General features: G+C 63.4%; 16 protein-coding genes and 1 pseudogene. 11 read left to right on the top strand and 6 right to left on the bottom strand.

The features are described from left to right. The first annotated feature begins 41 nt into the window (after window positions 1-41). Both ACR30Z_RS07590 and ACR30Z_RS07595 read left to right on the top strand, forming a co-directional pair. Window positions 42-392 (top strand): ArsR/SmtB family transcription factor, encoded by a 351-nt coding sequence (locus tag ACR30Z_RS07590; RefSeq protein ID WP_434371893.1) that lies wholly within the window; start codon window positions 42-44, stop codon window positions 390-392. A 4-nt stretch (window positions 393-396) separates the two neighbouring features. Next, complete coding sequence (locus ACR30Z_RS07595) at window positions 397-1,005, top strand: SRPBCC family protein (protein WP_434371894.1); 609 nt, start codon at window positions 397-399, stop codon at window positions 1,003-1,005. A gap of 46 nt (window positions 1,006-1,051) precedes the next feature. On the opposite strand, the gene ACR30Z_RS07600 is transcribed toward ACR30Z_RS07595, so the two are convergent. Genes ACR30Z_RS07600 through ACR30Z_RS07610 form a run of 3 tightly spaced genes read right to left on the bottom strand, consistent with a single transcriptional unit; the run spans window position 1,052 to window position 5,732 of the window. Next, window positions 1,052-2,029: an NAD-dependent epimerase/dehydratase family protein gene (locus tag ACR30Z_RS07600; protein WP_434371895.1), complete on the bottom strand. Its 978-nt coding sequence runs from the start codon at window positions 2,027-2,029 to the stop codon at window positions 1,052-1,054. Next, window positions 2,026-4,686: an alpha/beta fold hydrolase gene (locus ACR30Z_RS07605; RefSeq protein ID WP_144648146.1), complete on the bottom strand. Its 2,661-nt coding sequence runs from the start codon at window positions 4,684-4,686 to the stop codon at window positions 2,026-2,028. Before ACR30Z_RS07605 ends, ACR30Z_RS07600 begins: the two co-directional genes overlap by 4 nt. Then, window positions 4,680-5,732 carry a 3-oxoacyl-ACP synthase III gene (locus tag ACR30Z_RS07610; RefSeq protein WP_144648145.1) on the bottom strand — a complete coding sequence of 351 codons (1,053 nt, stop codon included), beginning with the start codon at window positions 5,730-5,732 and terminating at the stop codon, window positions 4,680-4,682. Before ACR30Z_RS07610 ends, ACR30Z_RS07605 begins: the two co-directional genes overlap by 7 nt. A gap of 196 nt (window positions 5,733-5,928) precedes the next feature. Between ACR30Z_RS07610 and ACR30Z_RS07615 the strand changes: the two genes are divergently transcribed. From ACR30Z_RS07615 to ACR30Z_RS07635, 5 genes and pseudogenes are all read left to right on the top strand, one after another. After that, the gene (locus ACR30Z_RS07615) at window positions 5,929-6,708 is read left to right on the top strand and encodes a type 1 glutamine amidotransferase domain-containing protein (protein ID WP_144648144.1); all 780 of its coding nucleotides are present in this window, start codon (window positions 5,929-5,931) and stop codon (window positions 6,706-6,708) included. Window positions 6,709-6,854: 146 nt separating this feature from the next. Next, window positions 6,855-7,067 (top strand): annotated as a pseudogene (locus tag ACR30Z_RS07620) (ATP-binding cassette domain-containing protein); the annotation flags it as partial. After that, entirely contained in the window at window positions 7,027-7,221 is a 195-nt protein-coding gene (locus ACR30Z_RS07625; RefSeq protein ID WP_434371896.1) for a hypothetical protein, read from the top strand. The pseudogene ACR30Z_RS07620 and the gene ACR30Z_RS07625, both read left to right, overlap by 41 nt. A 195-nt stretch (window positions 7,222-7,416) precedes the next feature. Continuing rightward, a complete protein-coding gene (locus ACR30Z_RS07630; protein WP_434371897.1) occupies window positions 7,417-7,758 on the top strand; it encodes an ABC transporter permease in 342 nt (113 codons plus the stop codon). 325 nt (window positions 7,759-8,083) lie between these two features. Further along, window positions 8,084-9,193, top strand: a complete 1,110-nt coding sequence (locus ACR30Z_RS07635; protein WP_434371899.1) for a fatty acid desaturase family protein — start codon at window positions 8,084-8,086, stop codon at window positions 9,191-9,193. A 30-nt stretch (window positions 9,194-9,223) separates the two neighbouring features. On the opposite strand, the gene ACR30Z_RS07640 is transcribed toward ACR30Z_RS07635, so the two are convergent. Continuing rightward, window positions 9,224-9,649, bottom strand: coding sequence for a ChaB family protein (locus tag ACR30Z_RS07640; RefSeq protein WP_434371901.1), 426 nt, complete (start codon window positions 9,647-9,649; stop codon window positions 9,224-9,226). A 424-nt stretch (window positions 9,650-10,073) separates the two neighbouring features. On the opposite strand from ACR30Z_RS07640, the gene ACR30Z_RS07645 reads away from it, so the two are divergent. Beyond that, window positions 10,074-10,652, top strand: coding sequence for a dihydrofolate reductase family protein (locus ACR30Z_RS07645; protein ID WP_434371903.1), 579 nt, complete (start codon window positions 10,074-10,076; stop codon window positions 10,650-10,652). Between the two features lie 164 nt (window positions 10,653-10,816). Here the strand turns inward: ACR30Z_RS07645 and ACR30Z_RS07650 are convergent, their stop codons facing one another. After that, on the bottom strand, window positions 10,817-11,065 hold the full coding sequence (locus tag ACR30Z_RS07650) for a hypothetical protein (protein ID WP_434371905.1): 249 nt from the start codon (window positions 11,063-11,065) through the stop codon (window positions 10,817-10,819). Between the two features lie 71 nt (window positions 11,066-11,136). Beyond that, window positions 11,137-11,277 carry a hypothetical protein gene (locus ACR30Z_RS07655; RefSeq protein WP_167510403.1) on the bottom strand — a complete coding sequence of 47 codons (141 nt, stop codon included), beginning with the start codon at window positions 11,275-11,277 and terminating at the stop codon, window positions 11,137-11,139. 231 nt (window positions 11,278-11,508) lie between these two features. On the opposite strand from ACR30Z_RS07655, the gene ACR30Z_RS07660 reads away from it, so the two are divergent. The 3 genes from ACR30Z_RS07660 to ACR30Z_RS07670 are packed head-to-tail and all read left to right on the top strand — an operon-like array spanning window position 11,509 to window position 14,527. Then, on the top strand, window positions 11,509-12,618 hold the full coding sequence (locus ACR30Z_RS07660) for a FecCD family ABC transporter permease (RefSeq protein ID WP_434371907.1): 1,110 nt from the start codon (window positions 11,509-11,511) through the stop codon (window positions 12,616-12,618). Continuing rightward, window positions 12,615-13,442, top strand: coding sequence for an ABC transporter ATP-binding protein (locus ACR30Z_RS07665; protein ID WP_244296449.1), 828 nt, complete (start codon window positions 12,615-12,617; stop codon window positions 13,440-13,442). Before ACR30Z_RS07660 ends, ACR30Z_RS07665 begins: the two co-directional genes overlap by 4 nt. Window positions 13,443-13,471: 29 nt before the next feature. Beyond that, entirely contained in the window at window positions 13,472-14,527 is a 1,056-nt protein-coding gene (locus ACR30Z_RS07670; RefSeq protein WP_434371910.1) for an ABC transporter substrate-binding protein, read from the top strand. Window positions 14,528-14,542: the final 15 nt, after the last annotated feature.

The following is a 14,542-nucleotide window of genomic DNA, read 5'->3' on the forward strand; positions in this document are numbered from 1 at the left end:
AGTATTGACTTATATAAGAAACTGCTGATATTTTGCGGAATGTGCACGCTTTTGACGTCCTGGGTGACCCGGTCCGACGCAGAATCCTAGAGCTCTTGATGGACGACGAACAGTCATCGGGCGCACTGTCTGCCGTGATCAGCCAAGAGTTCGGCATTTCCCAACCCGGCGTATCGCAGCATCTGAGGGTGCTGCGGGAGAACGGTTTCGTCCAGGTGCGCCCGGTTGGCACACGCCGGCTGTACGCCGTCGACGCAACGCCTTTCGAGGACGTGGATCAGTGGCTGCAGCCATTTCGGGACTTCTGGACGCAACGCCTGGATGCGCTCGACACCGAGCTGGCCAGGGGACGACGCGATCGACGTGCACGAAAATCGACAGACAAGGAATGATCACATGTTTGACATGCTCCAAGAGCTCGCGGAAATTCACCGATCAGTAGCCAGGAATAAAGCTGCTGAAACCGTATCGGTACGGGTCAGCCGCGCCTACGACGCAGAGCCGGAAGATGTTTGGTCAGCCCTGACCGAACCCGAGCGGCTGCTCCGCTGGTTCTATCCGATCACGGGTGACCTGCGCCCCGGTGGGAGCTTTCAGTTGGAGGGCAACGCAGGCGGCGAGATCCGGCGCTGCGAACCGCCAGTAACCTTGCAGGTCACCTTTGGGGGCCCGGAAAGCATCGTCGATGTCACCCTGACGGAGACGGCGGGGAAGACCACTGTCGAACTCACGCACACCGTTCCGTTGTCCATGGCCGGCAGCGGAGCGGGAGCACTGTTCGTGGGGCCCGGCTGGGACGGGGCCATGCTGGGCCTTGGCCTGTACTTGCGCGGTGCGGCGGTGGACGACCCCATCGAGATGGCCAACTCGCCCGAAGTGGTGGAGTTCAGTCGTGGATCGATCAGCCGCTGGACGCACAGCGTAGAAGCCTCCGGAACCGCAACCTCCGACGAAATCGCCGGCGGAGCAGCGGCTGCGTCCGCACAGTACACACCCGGGGCTTAGTCGGGAGGAGGCACCGCACAGGAACTGCCCTCTCAGGCACATACCGCTATGGCTGCCTGGAACCGTAATAGGTGGCCAGCCGCGCCAGTCCTTCATCGAGAGAAACGCCGGGGGTCCAATCGAGGAGCTCCCGGGTTACGCGCTGGTCGAACCAGTGGGCTGTGGAGAGCTGCTCTGCAAGGAACCTCGTCATCGGCGGCTCCTCTTTGCGACCTGCCAGGATCCAGAGTTTCTCCACCACCATTCCAGCCGTCCGCGCCATGGCACCAGGGATAGTCCACGACGGCGCCGCAACATCCCCCGCCGCGCAGATGCCTGCCAACAATTCCCCGATGGGACGGGGCTCGCCGTTGCTCACCACAAGTGCCCGGCCATGGACGTAGTCCATGCGGTGCAGCGCGGCGACGATCGCGGAGGCTGCGTTGTCCACGTAGGTGGTGTCGATGAGGGCCGCACCGGCGTCGAGGAGAGGCAGCCGGCTTCGGCTTGCCCGCGCCAGGACACGCTCCACCAGTTGGGTGTCGCCCGGGCCCCAGACGATGTGGGGACGCACTGCTGCCACCCGGAATTCGGGGGTGTCGGCTGCCAGCGCCAGCAACTCCGCCTCCGCTTTGGTGCGGGAGTAGTGCCCATGCGCGCGCTTCGGGTCAGCCGGCTCAGCGCCCAACCCGACGATGGCGGCGCCGGAGTTGGCCACGGACGGGGAAGAGACGAACACGACATCCCGCACTCCTGCGGCCCGGGCGCTACGGACCAGGCGGCGGGTCCCTTCGACGTTCACTTCGGCGAACTCAGCGGCGCGACCGGTGAAGGATACTTTCGCGGCGAGGTGGATGACGCCGTCGGCCCCTTCCACCGCCCGCCGAAGCGCGGCGTCGTCCGTAATGGACCCGCGGATGTCTGTCGCGCCGTCGACTCCGGACGGTCGGCGCTGGAACGTGGACACTGTATGGCCTTGGCGGACCAGCAGCCGGGCCACTTCACTTCCCAGCAGCCCACTGGCTCCGGTGACCAGGACCTTCATGGCTTTCCCGGCCGGCCACCGGCCAGCACATGCGAAGCCCAGGCGGACAGGCGGGTGCGGTCGATTTTGGCGTTGTGCCTGATGTCGGTGGGCTGTGCGGGGACAGCCAGGACGGCGGAGACACCGACGCCGGCTTCCAGCGCGGCCCTGCGAACTCGGCCCGCGAGCTCCGGCGCAGCAGGACCGGCCTTACGGTACGGCGTCACCGTTTCGACGACGGCCACAACCGCCTGTGTCCCGGCCGGCCCCACCCCGGCAACAGCGGCCAGCCGGACCTCCTCCAGCCGTTCGATGGCCTGTTCGGCGCCAACGGGCGTCACGACGCCCCCGGGCGCTGTCACCACGTGGGCGAGGCGTCCCTCCACCCACAGCCGACCAGCGGCGTCGAAGTGCCCTACGTCACCGGTGCGGTGCCATCCGGGCAGGCCGGCGCTCTCGCACTGGGTCAGCCAGAGCCTGTCATAGGCTTCTTTGACGTGCGGTGCCCTGACCAGGATCTCGCCGGTTACTCCGGCTTCGGTGGAGAACGCGGACCCTGGTGCGGTTCCGTCCCCAGCCAAGGGGATTACCGCCAGGCGGGCGCCGTGCACGGGCTCCCCCACGCACACTCCGTTCCCTGCTCCCTTGACAGTCCCCGCAGCAGATTCGGCCGCTGCGGCCTGAATCTGCTCCAGGCTGATGTCCGTGACCGGGAGCGCCTCCGTCATCCCGTACGGAGTATGAAGCGACGCCCGAGGCAGCAGTTGCTGCACCTCAAGAAGCAGCGGCTCGGGGACGGGGGCGCCCGCCGAAAGCAGCAACTCGACGCCGTTCAGGGCTTCATGCCCTGCACCATTGACAGCATCACTGGTGGCAACGACGTTGGCCAACGCCGCCGGTGAAGCGAAGACCACCGTGGCGTCGATGGCTGCGGCGGCCTCCGCCAGGGCGCGCGACGTCAATGTTCGTGGGGCAGTGACGTCCATGGCAGGCGTCACCGAAACCGCTCCAAGCGCCGGGCCCAGCAAGGCAAACGGAGCGAAGCCTGCCACGAGCCGGGAACCGGGCCGGATCCCAAACGTTCTGGACACTGTGTCCCTCATGGCGGCCAGTTGTCGATGCGTGTACAGCACGCCTTTGGCTGGACCAGTGGAGCCGGACGTGAACAGCACAGCGGCCGGGGCATCTGCGTCCACAGCGTGCGCCGGCAACGCAGAACCGGCCCCCCGCCTGGCCAGGGCCGCGAGGGACGTTTCGACGCCGAGGATTCGACGGCGGGCAGCTGGCAGATCCTGCACGCTGACCCGGCGTCCGGGCCAGCCGAGTACCGCAGCAGCCGTCAGGGCCTTGTCGATTCCGATGAGGAAATCGGCGGTGGCGCCCTTCACTGCGCGACTCAGGCCTCTGGTTCCCAGACCCGCGTCGGCCACCACCACCACAGCGCCCAGCCGCAGGCAGGCATAGAGCGCTACGGTCAGGTCCGCGCCAGGCGGAACCATCAAGCTGACCCGGCTCCCCTTCTTGACGCCGACTTCCCGCAACCCCGCGGCGAGATCCAGGATGCCGCGGTCCAACTGCTGCCAGCTCAGCGAGCGGCTGATACTGCCGTCCGGCGCCATTTCGGCAACAGCGGTATCTCCCTTGGCCTGTCCCTGTGCCTGCTTGCCGAGCGAGTCCCACAGAGGGCGAAATGCTGCTTCCTCACGCTCGGCGCTATCGCCCAGGCCGTGGCCTCCGATGGCCGCAGCTTCGGTGTTCCCGGCGAGCCACTGGAAGATTGGCGTCGCGATGTCCCGGTCTTCCGCCACGAGGTGTCCGGCGCCTTCGAAGCGATGCACGTCCGCGTGCGGGAGCCGGCCGACAAGATCCTTCAGGTACCGGTCGGAAAAGATAGGATCCCGCGGGCCCCAGAGCATCAGAGCCGGGACTTTCAGGCCGCGCAACCCTTCAGAGACCCCTTGGAGCGCGGAATAGCTTGGATGGGACGCGTCTGCCGGAATATCCGCCACAAAGTTGCCCACCCCGGACCTGCGCCCGGCACCACGGTAGGGGGCCATGTAGGCCCTGCGGATATCGGCGGGCAACGGTGGTTCCGCCAGCGAGTGCGTCACTCGGAGAAAGGCATCCGACGTCGTTGTCCCCCACCGATGCACGGCGGGATGCAAGGCCAGCCGGAGGGCCGGCGGGAGCGCGGTGTCGGACGGGTGGTGGACCGCTGTGTTCGTCAACACCACGCCGGTGACGTGACGCGGGTGCGCCAATGCCCACCCCAGGCTGATGACGCCGCCCCAGTCATGCCCCACCGTCACCACCGGACCCTTCAGGCCCAAAGCGTCCGTGAGGTCGCCGAGGTCATTGATTCGGTCCGCCAGGCGTCGGAAAGTGCCGCTGCGCTCCGAGTAGCCCATGTCCAGCTGGTCTACGGCTACAACCCGCCACGGGTGTGCAGGATCGGATCCGGCAGTCAGCAGCGTCCGCCACAAATACGACCACGTCGGGTTGCCGTGCACGCACAGCAGCGTGCCGACGGGTTGCAGTCCGCGGCGGGCGAGCTGGGCTCCGTTGTCCAACAGGTGCCAACGGCGCGTTGTGCCGGGCGTATCGACGGTCGAGGTGGACTCCACCCGGATGGTTCGTGACCATTCGGGGTCCACCCCCGGCCAGGAGGCGATTACCAAACGATTTCCACCATTCCTGCATTGAGCCCGGATCCTACCCCCATACACAAGACCCGATCTCCGGCGTTCAAGGACTGAGCCTCGGCGGCAAGCGTCATGGGAAGGGAGGCAGGCCCTACGTTGCCCCAGTGCGGGAACGTTATGGGTACTTTGTCCGGGTCCAGGTCAATGGCTTTGATGATTGCCTGGGTGTAGGCATTGCTCACTTGGTGGGTGACGTAGCGGTCCATGGCGGCCCAGTCCCAGTCCGGCTGGGCTTCGTGCCAGGCGTCGACCACCAACTGAAGTCCGCCGTCGAGCAAGCCCTTCGTGTCCGTCGTCATGCCATCGATGCCGCCCACGCACAATTCGTGGTGTTCGGTGCCCGCACGCATCACGCCGCCCACCAGCCGGTGCGCCCCCGGGTATTCGTCCGCGGGTCCCAGAACCGCTGCGGCCGCCCCGGACCCGAGCGTCAGCGTGGCGAACTCCCGACTGAAGTCTTCCCTGGTGGTCTCAGGCCGCTGCAGTCGTGCCAGCGTGGCTTCCTGCGTCACCTGGGCATCTTCACCGTTGACGATCACTGCGTACTTGATTTGGCCGGAATCGATCATGTTGGCGGCCAGTATCAAGCCATTGACGAAACCGAGGCAGGCGTTGGCCAGGTCAAAATTCATGGCCGACGACGGCAGGCCCAGTTCGTGATGGATCTTGACCGCCACAGATGGTTCAAGATTGCGCCTGGTGACCGAGGTGTTGATCAGCAGGCCGACTTCCGATGCCCCGACGCCGGCCTCGGCCAAGGCTTTGGCGCCCGCTTCTACCGCCGCATCGTCGAACGATGTCCCGGCGGCCCACCAGCGGCGGTGCGTGATACCCGCGACGCGCTCCAGCAATCGCGGCGGGAACTTCAGCCGTTTGAGGGTCGAGGCCAACCTGTGGTCGAAGTCCTTGGAACTGACGATCATCGGAGCCTCAACACTGCTCACCGAGAGCAGCGCTGTGTTGCTGTGCCGGAAGGTTGCATTCCCTGCCAAGTCAAGCCCCTGTTCGTTTCTGTCCTGCATTCATGCGGTGACTGTACCCATTTGTGCAAGCCCAAGACGTTAACTATGCCGGTGCGAGGCGGATACTGCATATTTCAGGGCCGTTGCAGCGTGTTAATTCCGTCACTGTTTGGGCCGGAAATGGTTGGCCCCTTGAGGAGAATGACGCCCAAAAGTGGCTGGGCGTAGGGTGGGAGGTGGACGAAAGGAGCATCTCATGAAGAAAATCCTCATGGTTTTGACCAGCGTTTCCGAGATTGGCGCTACGGGAGAGAAGACCGGCTACAACGTTGCCGAAGCTGCACATCCTTGGAAGGTCTTCAAGGATTCCGGTCACTTCGTCGACTTTGCATCCATCAAGGGCGGCCAGCCTCCGCGCGACGAGGTGGATCAGGATGATCCCATCCAGGTTGCCTTCACCGAGGACGAGACGACGCGCGCAGGGCTCTACAACACCGCCCGTGTGGAGGTCGTTGATCCCGGACAGTATGACGCCGTCTACCTCGTGGGAGGCCATGGCACGATGTGGGACTTCCCGGACAGCGAGGGCCTTCAGAACCTCGTAGCCAGTGTCTACAACGCAGGCGGCTTGGTAGGGGCCGTCTGCCACGGACCGGCGGGCCTCTTGAACGTGGAACTGGATAATGGCTTCCGCCTGGTCCAAGGCCGAACGGTGGCCGCCTTCACCAATGACGAAGAGGTAGCCGCAGGGAAGGACAAGGTCATTCCGTTCTTCCTGGCAGACCGTCTCGTGGAACAGGGCGCCACCCATGCCTCCGCCCCCGTGTTCGAGGAGAAGGTCGTGGTGGACGAACGGCTGGTGACTGGACAGAACCCAGCCTCAGCCGCTGGCGTCGCCAAGGAAATGGAAAAGCTGTTCGCGGATGTCATCCATCAGGAAAAGGCCGAAGAACAACACGAGGCTGAAGCGCTCCGAGCCGAGAAAGATGCTGAAAAGAGCGCCAAGAAGCAGGCAGCAGCAGAAGCCGGGCACTAACACTGCCACTGGACGGGTAATAGCGAAGGCGCGCCGCGTCGCCGGCCGCCGGGCGGAGGGGTGGGGACGGGCCCACCCCTCCCCTGCGGTTACAGTGTCTCGAACTTTCAAATCATGACGCATAAATCCTCAAAAGCTTTTGTAGTGTGAAGTTATGTCTGCAGGGGGCGCGGCCATGGAGCCGCTGGTGCACATCAAGGACCTTCGGATTTCTGGGCAGTAAGGGCTCCGGCAAGACCACCACCCTGCGGGCGCTGTTGGGCATCTACCAGCCCACCGCTGGCACCCTGCACATCGACGGGAAACCCTTCGAACCCAGTGACGGCGCCCGGCTGGGGTACCTGCCGGAAGAACGCGGCTACCTACGAAGCCGTCGCCAAGCAACTCCTGGCCGTCGCAGCACAGACCACCATCAACTCACGGCTGCCGCGGGCGGCGAAGTCAAGGTCCACACAGAGACCTTCCGTGGCGGGCAAGCATCCGGCGGCTTCGGCTCCGCCATTCTTCCGTTGATGTTCCTTCTGCTGTTCTATGTGGTCATCCTCCTGCTCTCCAACCAGATGCTGAGCAGCACCCTTGAGGAGAACGAGAACAGGGTCACCGAAATGATCCTGACAACCCTGAACCCGACCACGCATCATCGGGGCGCTCCTCCTGCTGAGCGGTTTCACACTTTTCACCGCCGCCCTGGTTGCCATCGGCGCGGTCATGCCCACCGCCAAGGAAGCCGGCATCATCTTCGGGCCCATGATGGCGCTGATCTTTGTCCCGTTCTACGCCATCAGCCTCATCCTGTCCGATCCCTCAGCGCCGATAGTCCAAGTGTTCACTTACTTCCCACTCTCAGCACCTGTCACCGCCATGTTGCGCAACGGTTTCGGCACGCTTGGAACCGGAGAGGCGATCTTCATCATCGCCATGCTCTTCATCCTGGGCGTCCTCATATTGCGCCTTGCGGTCCACCTGTTCCGCTATGGGTCCATTCAGTACTCCAGCAAGCTCTCCATCAAGACCCTCCGCCGCAGGCCAGCCGAGCACGCGGGAAAGTGACCATCCAAACCGGTGAGCCGCCGTCGGGAGTCATCACCGCCGGCGGGTTTACCCCTCGGCAATCTGTAGGCCGTGTTCCTGCAGCAACTGCCCATCGATGCCACAAGAAATCGCCCTGGACATGGGATTCACATCAGTGCACGACGTCGCCGAAAGCATCGTCACACGCGCCCTGAAGATCCAACCCTTGGCTGGGTGACTGCGTCCTAACGGATCTACCCGCAGGGTCCTTTTCCTATGGACTCTCACCGCCCTTCGTGCCTACGCTGGTGTTGTTGCCCCAGACCTCGGCAGCGCATAACCAGCGCACACGAGGAGGCAACAATTGTCACTGGCCAACCAGCCCATTCCGGTGGTTCTCACGCCAGCACCTCAGCAGGCAACCACCGGCATTCGGATCAATAAGGTCACCAGCAGCTACGCAAATCTCTTGATGTCGGTCAAGGAAGCCGGACTGCTGGAACGCTGCCGCCGCTTTTACCTCCTGCTGTTGACGCTCCTGGTGATTGCCGGGATAGGCGTCTGGGGGGTGTTCTTGTTCCTTGGCGACACGTGGCTCCAACTGGTCGTCGCGGCCGCGCTCGGCGTCGTTTTCACGCAGTTCGCCTTGGTGGGACATGAAGCGGCGCATCTTCAGGTGTTCAAGACCAGGTCCGCCAACGAGTGGGTTGCACGGCTGATCGCCACGCTGTTGGTGGGAATGAGTTATGCATACTGGACCGATAAGCACTCCAGGCATCACGCCCGGCCGAACGTCGTGAACAAGGATCCGGATATTGCACCCGGCGCAGTGGTCTTCCACAACCAACTGCCGACCAATCGTGGACGGCTCTCCCGGGCCTTCGGCAAGCGGCAGGGTTATCTGCTCTTTCCGCTGCTTTTGTTCCTCGGATGGACATTGCACATTGATTCGCTGAAGTACTTGCTGCGTCGCGGCCCTGTGAAGTTCCGGTGGCTGGAGCTTGGCTTACTGGGCCTCCGCTTTGGCACCTACCTCGGACTGCTCTTCGTGGTCCTGTCCCCTGGCGTTGCCGCCGCCTTTGTCGGGGTGCAGATCGCCGTTTTTGGGCTGTATATGGGCGGAACGTTTGCACCGAACCATAAAGGAATGCCCATACTCCCCGAGCACAGCAGGGCCGACTTCCTTAGCCGGCAGGTCCTCACGTCCCGCAATATCACCGGCGGACGCTTCGTGACGTTCTTGATGGGTGGACTCAACTACCAGATCGAACACCATCTGTTTCCAGACATGCCTCGCCGGCATCTGCGCGACGCAAGCCATCTGGTCAAGGCACATTGCCTTCTTGCAGGAATCCCTTACACGGAGACCCGGCTGATGAGCTCATACGCCATCGTGATCCGGTACCTCAACGCGGTGGGACTCAGGGCAGCAGACCCGTTTACTTGCCCCTTGGCCGGTCAACATCGGCCATAGCACGACGGGGCCATTTCCGGAGTGACGGCGTCAGCCTTCCCGCGCCCTTCTCGTTGCGGCGTCGTTGGCCTTCTGAAGTGCCCGGACAAGCTCTTCCTTGTCCATGGTGGATCGACCCTCGATATCCAGCTCCCGCGCACGCTCATAGAGATGCTTCTTGGGGGCGTTGGCGTCCACTCCTCCAGCTGTTGGGTGGCGTGAATTGACTCCCTCTTCTGCATGCTGGTCGGACGGCCCCGGTTCGTCTTTTGCTTCCCAGTGGTCCCCCACCTTTTCGTAGCTGTGCTTCAACGCCGCGAAAGCGGTACGGGCGGCTCGGCTTTCATCCTTGCCGTACGACGCCATGGCGGAATCGTAAGTTTTGGCGAAGGTGTCCTGGGCCTTCTGTTCGGAGCGCTGCAGAGTCGATGGAAGCTCGTCTTTGCGGGCATGATCGTCCTTGCCGGTCTTGGGCATAGTGGCCGCCTCCTTCATCAGAAGTGCTCATCGCGGTGTTGGACAAGTCTAGCGATGGACGATTCGGCTGAGGAAGGACTCAATCTCGCGGCTCGGGGTGTCATGATCGAGCAAGGGCCGGACGAACGATACTTGGTATCCTTGCCCGGCCCCGCCCGGCGGAGACCGTTGGCTGCAACCTGGCAACGCTGGGGGTTCGTACCGGCTGCATTGGCTCCGCTGCGTTCAGTCAAGTCCATCGGCAGCCGTTGTTCACGAGTAGTCACTACTCGTCTTTTGCACCTCCGGCGGGAAGTGGCTACTTGGATCGCGCCTGGACGGTCCGGTAGTGCAAGTTCCAGAAGCGCGTCGGATGTAGGGCCTGTTCGCGCCTTTCACGGCTCAGTAGGCTTGCCGTCACCACCGCGCATCCCGGGAGAACTTCATGTCAACGACCTACACCTTCGACGTCTTTTCCAGTCTCGACGGCTTCGGCACGGCAAGCGGCAACTGGACCGGGTACTGGGGCAAGCAAGGCCCCGAACTGCTGGCGCACCGCCTGGCCCAGTACAGCCAAAACCAGCGAATGGTTTTCGGAGCCAACACTCTTAGGGCGTTCGTGGAGATGCTGTCCTCCAGCGGCGAGGAATCGGAGGTCAGAGATCCGTGGGTCACCCGGATGATCAACCTCCCGGCCACGGTTATCTCCGACACCCTGCATGACCTTCCAGCCTGGCCTGATGCGACCCTGGTGAGCGGCGACGCCGTCGATGTCATCGCACGGCTGAAGGCAGAATCCGATGTGCCATTGCGCTCACATGGAAGCCTGGCAATGAACCGGGCATTGATGGCTGCGGGATTGGTGGACGACGTCCAAGTGACAATTTTTCCCGTCATCAAGGGTCTGAGCGGAACGAGCCCGATCTTTCACGGCGCCAAAGACTTCGACCTTGAACTGATGGAGACCCGGACACTCGACGGCCGCACGCAAGAGCTGGTCTACCGGCCCACCCTGCACACCTGACACCATCTGGATGCGTGTGCTTCATCGGGTGCGTGGCCGTTTGAGGCTGCCTCCGGACAGCTCCACGGTCAACGAGGGCGAATTGCCCAGGATCCTTTGGCGGCCAGTATCACGGCGGGGCGTTCGCCGGCCATGGCAAGTGCCCCTGCAGTCCGTCCACGGACTCACCGAGCCCCCGCTCCCCTGCAGCGTCCACCAAAGAAACGCAGGTCATCGAGCGAACGTCCGCGGATCAGCGAGGGGTTCGGCTGGAAATGGGGCCACAGCGCAAAAACGCGGATGTGATCCAACCCGAGGCCTGCCACAGTGTCGAGATCGCGCCTGATCTCATCCAGGGTGAAATCCAGCCAGTGGTGGAACCATCCCCGCGAAGGTGTGTAGTTGACCCCATACCTGGCTTGCTCCGTGGTCATGCGCCTGCTTGTGTGCTGAAGGGAGTGCCTGACATCCTGACGTGCGGAAGGAACGGGTGAGCTGACTAACTTTAGTCCGCTTCGCCGGCGGTCGTTTCACCTTTTTCGGCCCCCGGGTCCTTGGCGGCGTCCGGGTCGTCGTGGACTTTCTTGGGGATCTTGCCCTCAACGTCAGCAGGTACGGGAGGGTCTTTCTCTTCATCAGTCGACATGGGCCAAGGATAAGCTACGCACGGTCAGGGTCGGTCGCTGCGGCAGCGAGAACCACGGGAATTGATGGGTCTCGAACTCGATGCCCGGGCGGCACGCTTTTCGCAAATCCCCGCACAGGTTCAACAGTCGCCACATCTGCCCGGAGGTTCCCTCACAGAGGATGCAGTCCGCTTCATTATGAGAATCATTCTCAATTAAGCTAGCATCGGGGATGTGATCGGACTCTCTTCATGACAGCTGACGTTTTACCCGCAGCCGGCCGGAACCGCCCCTCCGTTTCCATTGCCCCACGAAGGTCAGTGCTCGAACGGTTGCTGGCGCCTGCACTGGGGCTCGCCATCCTGGGACTCCTGGTGGTGTCGGGGAGCACCGGCCCCCTGCAAACCTCGCTGGTGGAATCCCTTCAGATCATCGGTGGTCACTTGATGCCCGGCATGCCTTGGATGACCGACGGTTCCTTGAGCGTCTCCCAGGACCAGGCCGTATGGAGTTTCCGGATTCCACGGGCCCTGCTGGCGGGCATAGCCGGGGCAAGCCTCGCCCTGGCCGGGGCACTGCTGCAGGCGAACGTCCGCAACCCCTTGGCCGAGCCGTACATCCTGGGAGTTTCGGCCGGCGCCGGCGTCGGCGCGGTGCTCGCCATCGTGGCCGGCTCGACGGCGGTGGGCGGGCTTGGCCTCAACGCTTCGGCCTTCGCCGGGGCCGCCGCCGCTACGGCGCTGGTGTACCTCTTGGCCAAACAGGACGGGGTGATTGCACCATCCCGGCTGATTCTGGCAGGTGTGGCTTTGGGCTCCCTCCTGGCGGCGATCACCAACTTCCTCACCATCACCACGGATGCCCAGAATGTTTACAGCGTCCTGTTCTTTCTCTTGGGCAGTGTCTCCGCGGCAAGCTACCCCCAACTGCTACTTCCAGGGGTTGCCCTCGCAGCCGTAGGTACGTTCGCGATGTTCCGCTCGCGCGCGCTCAATGCCTTCCTGGCCGGCGACGAAACGGCTACCGCGTTGGGCGTCAATGTGGAATCGCTGCGACGGACGCTTCTCCTGGCCACGGCACTGCTGACGGCCACGACGGTGGCGGTCTGCGGTGGCATCGGCTTTGTGGGGCTGGTGGTTCCGCACGCGGCCCGGATCCTGGTGGGTTCGGACCATCGCAGGATGCTGCCGGTGACAATCTTGGGCGGAGCCTTCTTCCTGATGCTCACGGATCTGCTGGCCCGCACGGTGGCCCAACCGGCCGAAATCCCGTTGGGCATCCTCACCGCCACGGTGGGCGCCCCCTTTTTCCTATGGCTCATGCGCGGCAACGGTGCTGTGCGGGGAGGTATCAAACGGTGAAAGTCGCCTTCCAGAACGTCTGTATCGCCCTGGGCGGCACACCGATCGTCCACGATGTCAGCTTCACCGCTCCCAGTGGATCCGTGGTGGGAATCCTTGGCCCCAATGGCTGCGGTAAGTCGACGCTGCTGCGTTCCCTGTACCGGGTTAACAAACCGACGTCAGGCTCTGTCACGCTGGACGGCGACGATGTCCGGAAGTTGACCTCCCGGCAGGCGGCACTCCGTGTGGCCGTGATGGCGCAGGAATCGAGCCAGGACTTTCCCATGACAGCCCGGGAGGTGGTGATGCTGGGACGGGCGCCGCACCAGCGCGGCTTTGGCGCCGACTCGGACCGGGACCATCATTTGGTTCACCACGCACTGCTCGACGTCGGCGCCTCCTCGCTCGCGAACCGCTTCTTTGGAGGATTGTCGGGTGGCGAAAAGCAACGCATACTGCTGGCCCGGGCCCTCGTCCAGGAGGCCCCCGTGCTTGTCCTGGACGAACCCACCAACCACGTGGACGTGGCCTTCCAGTTGGAACTCATGCAGTTGGTGACCTCCCGGGGCAGAACAGTTCTTGCTGCCCTGCATGACATGAACCTGGCTGCTGAGTTCTGCGACCACGTGGCGGTCCTTCAATCCGGCCGGTTGCGGGCCTTTGGACCTCCCTCGAGCACGCTGGACCACGAGCTCATCCGGCGGTGTTTCGGAGTGGAGTCCCGCAAACTTGAGCACCCCCTTACTGGCAAGGCCTTGATCGCCGTCGCCGCCACCCGCGCCTCAACGAACCGGCAGAAGGCAGCGGGCACGCCGCCGAATCCGTCAGCAGTCCATCACTGAAAACACACCACTCAACCGGAGGCATATCCATGAATCGATCCGCCCTACCCAAAGCCGCCCTGCCCAAATCCGCCCTGCCCAAATCCGCTCCGACCCTGGGCGCCATGGCGCTCGCGGCGCTCTTGATGGCCGGCTGTGGCCAGGCCGTCAGCCAGTCGCCGGCTACCCAGAAGGCCGGGACCGCACCCGCATCTGCATCCGCCGGCAGCATCGAAAACTGCGGCCGCACCCTGACATTCGACGCTGCACCGGACCGGGTGGTTGCCATGACCCCTGGCCAATCGGAATTGCTGGTGAAGCTCGGCTTGGCCCACAAGGTGGTGGCCGAGGCACAGACCAAAGGCAGGGAGTTGCAACCGGAGCTGAAGGCTCGCGGGGACGTGAAGCAACTCAGCGACCAGATGCCGCCGTCCCGGGAAGTACTGCTGGGAGCAAATCCGGATTTTGTGTACTCACCCACGGCTTACGAATTCACTGCCGAGCAAGGCTTCGCCAGCATCGAACAGCTGAAGCAAGCGGGCGCGGAAGCGTACATCGCCACGGCGGGCTGCCAGGAGCGCCGAAGCAAGGCAGAAGTCACGGACATCCTCACCGACATCGACAAGATCGGCGCCGTTTTTGGAGCAGGAGCAAAAACCACGGCTGTCCGGGACGAGGCAGCCACCGCATTGAGCGCCGTCAACAAAGCTGTTGCCGGAAAGCAAAAGCCCACAGTGGTTGAGTTGTTCGTCGAGGGAAATTCGATCGCGGCCATTGGTGCAGGCCTGGAGTACGACATGATCAAGACCGCAGGCGGGGACAATCTCTTCAGCCCGTCCGATGAAGCATTCGCGACCTTTTTCTCTGCGCTTATTTCCCCGGAGACCCTGGTGCAGAAGAACCCGGAGGTCATCGTCTTCACCACCCTGGACAAGGCGCACGAAGAAGCAACCCGCACGTTCCTGAAGGAGAAGTTCCCGCAGGTCGCCGCTGTAAAGAGTGACCGCCTGGTTGCAGTGAACTCGGACGATGTGATGCCCGGTACTTGGGGCAACATCCGCGCCGTAGAGCAGATAGCCAAGGGCCTCCACCCGGAAGCCTTCTAGATCAGAAAGCAGGTG

The organism is Paenarthrobacter sp. FR1, assembly GCF_051106045.1.
Classification (GTDB): Bacteria; Actinomycetota; Actinomycetes; order Actinomycetales; family Micrococcaceae; genus Arthrobacter; species Arthrobacter nitroguajacolicus_A.

What these genes read in the sequence shown, in the direction of transcription:
- ACR30Z_RS07670 (WP_434371910.1), top strand. Translation starts at nt 13,472, where the DNA reads ATGAATCGATCCGCCCTACCCAAAGCCGCCCTGCCCAAATCCGCCCTG.
- ACR30Z_RS07645 (WP_434371903.1), top strand. Translation starts at nt 10,074, where the DNA reads ATGTCAACGACCTACACCTTCGACGTCTTTTCCAGTCTCGACGGCTTC.
- ACR30Z_RS07600 (WP_434371895.1), bottom strand. Translation starts at nt 2,029, where the DNA reads ATGAAGGTCCTGGTCACCGGAGCCAGTGGGCTGCTGGGAAGTGAAGTG.
- ACR30Z_RS07595 (WP_434371894.1), top strand. Translation starts at nt 397, where the DNA reads ATGTTTGACATGCTCCAAGAGCTCGCGGAAATTCACCGATCAGTAGCC.
- ACR30Z_RS07650 (WP_434371905.1), bottom strand. Translation starts at nt 11,065, where the DNA reads ATGACCACGGAGCAAGCCAGGTATGGGGTCAACTACACACCTTCGCGG.
- ACR30Z_RS07610 (WP_144648145.1), bottom strand. Translation starts at nt 5,732, where the DNA reads ATGCAGGACAGAAACGAACAGGGGCTTGACTTGGCAGGGAATGCAACC.
- ACR30Z_RS07630 (WP_434371897.1), top strand. Translation starts at nt 7,417, where the DNA reads ATGCCCACCGCCAAGGAAGCCGGCATCATCTTCGGGCCCATGATGGCG.
- ACR30Z_RS07660 (WP_434371907.1), top strand. Translation starts at nt 11,509, where the DNA reads ATGACAGCTGACGTTTTACCCGCAGCCGGCCGGAACCGCCCCTCCGTT.
- ACR30Z_RS07615 (WP_144648144.1), top strand. Translation starts at nt 5,929, where the DNA reads ATGAAGAAAATCCTCATGGTTTTGACCAGCGTTTCCGAGATTGGCGCT.
- ACR30Z_RS07640 (WP_434371901.1), bottom strand. Translation starts at nt 9,649, where the DNA reads ATGCCCAAGACCGGCAAGGACGATCATGCCCGCAAAGACGAGCTTCCA.
- ACR30Z_RS07655 (WP_167510403.1), bottom strand. Translation starts at nt 11,277, where the DNA reads ATGTCGACTGATGAAGAGAAAGACCCTCCCGTACCTGCTGACGTTGAG.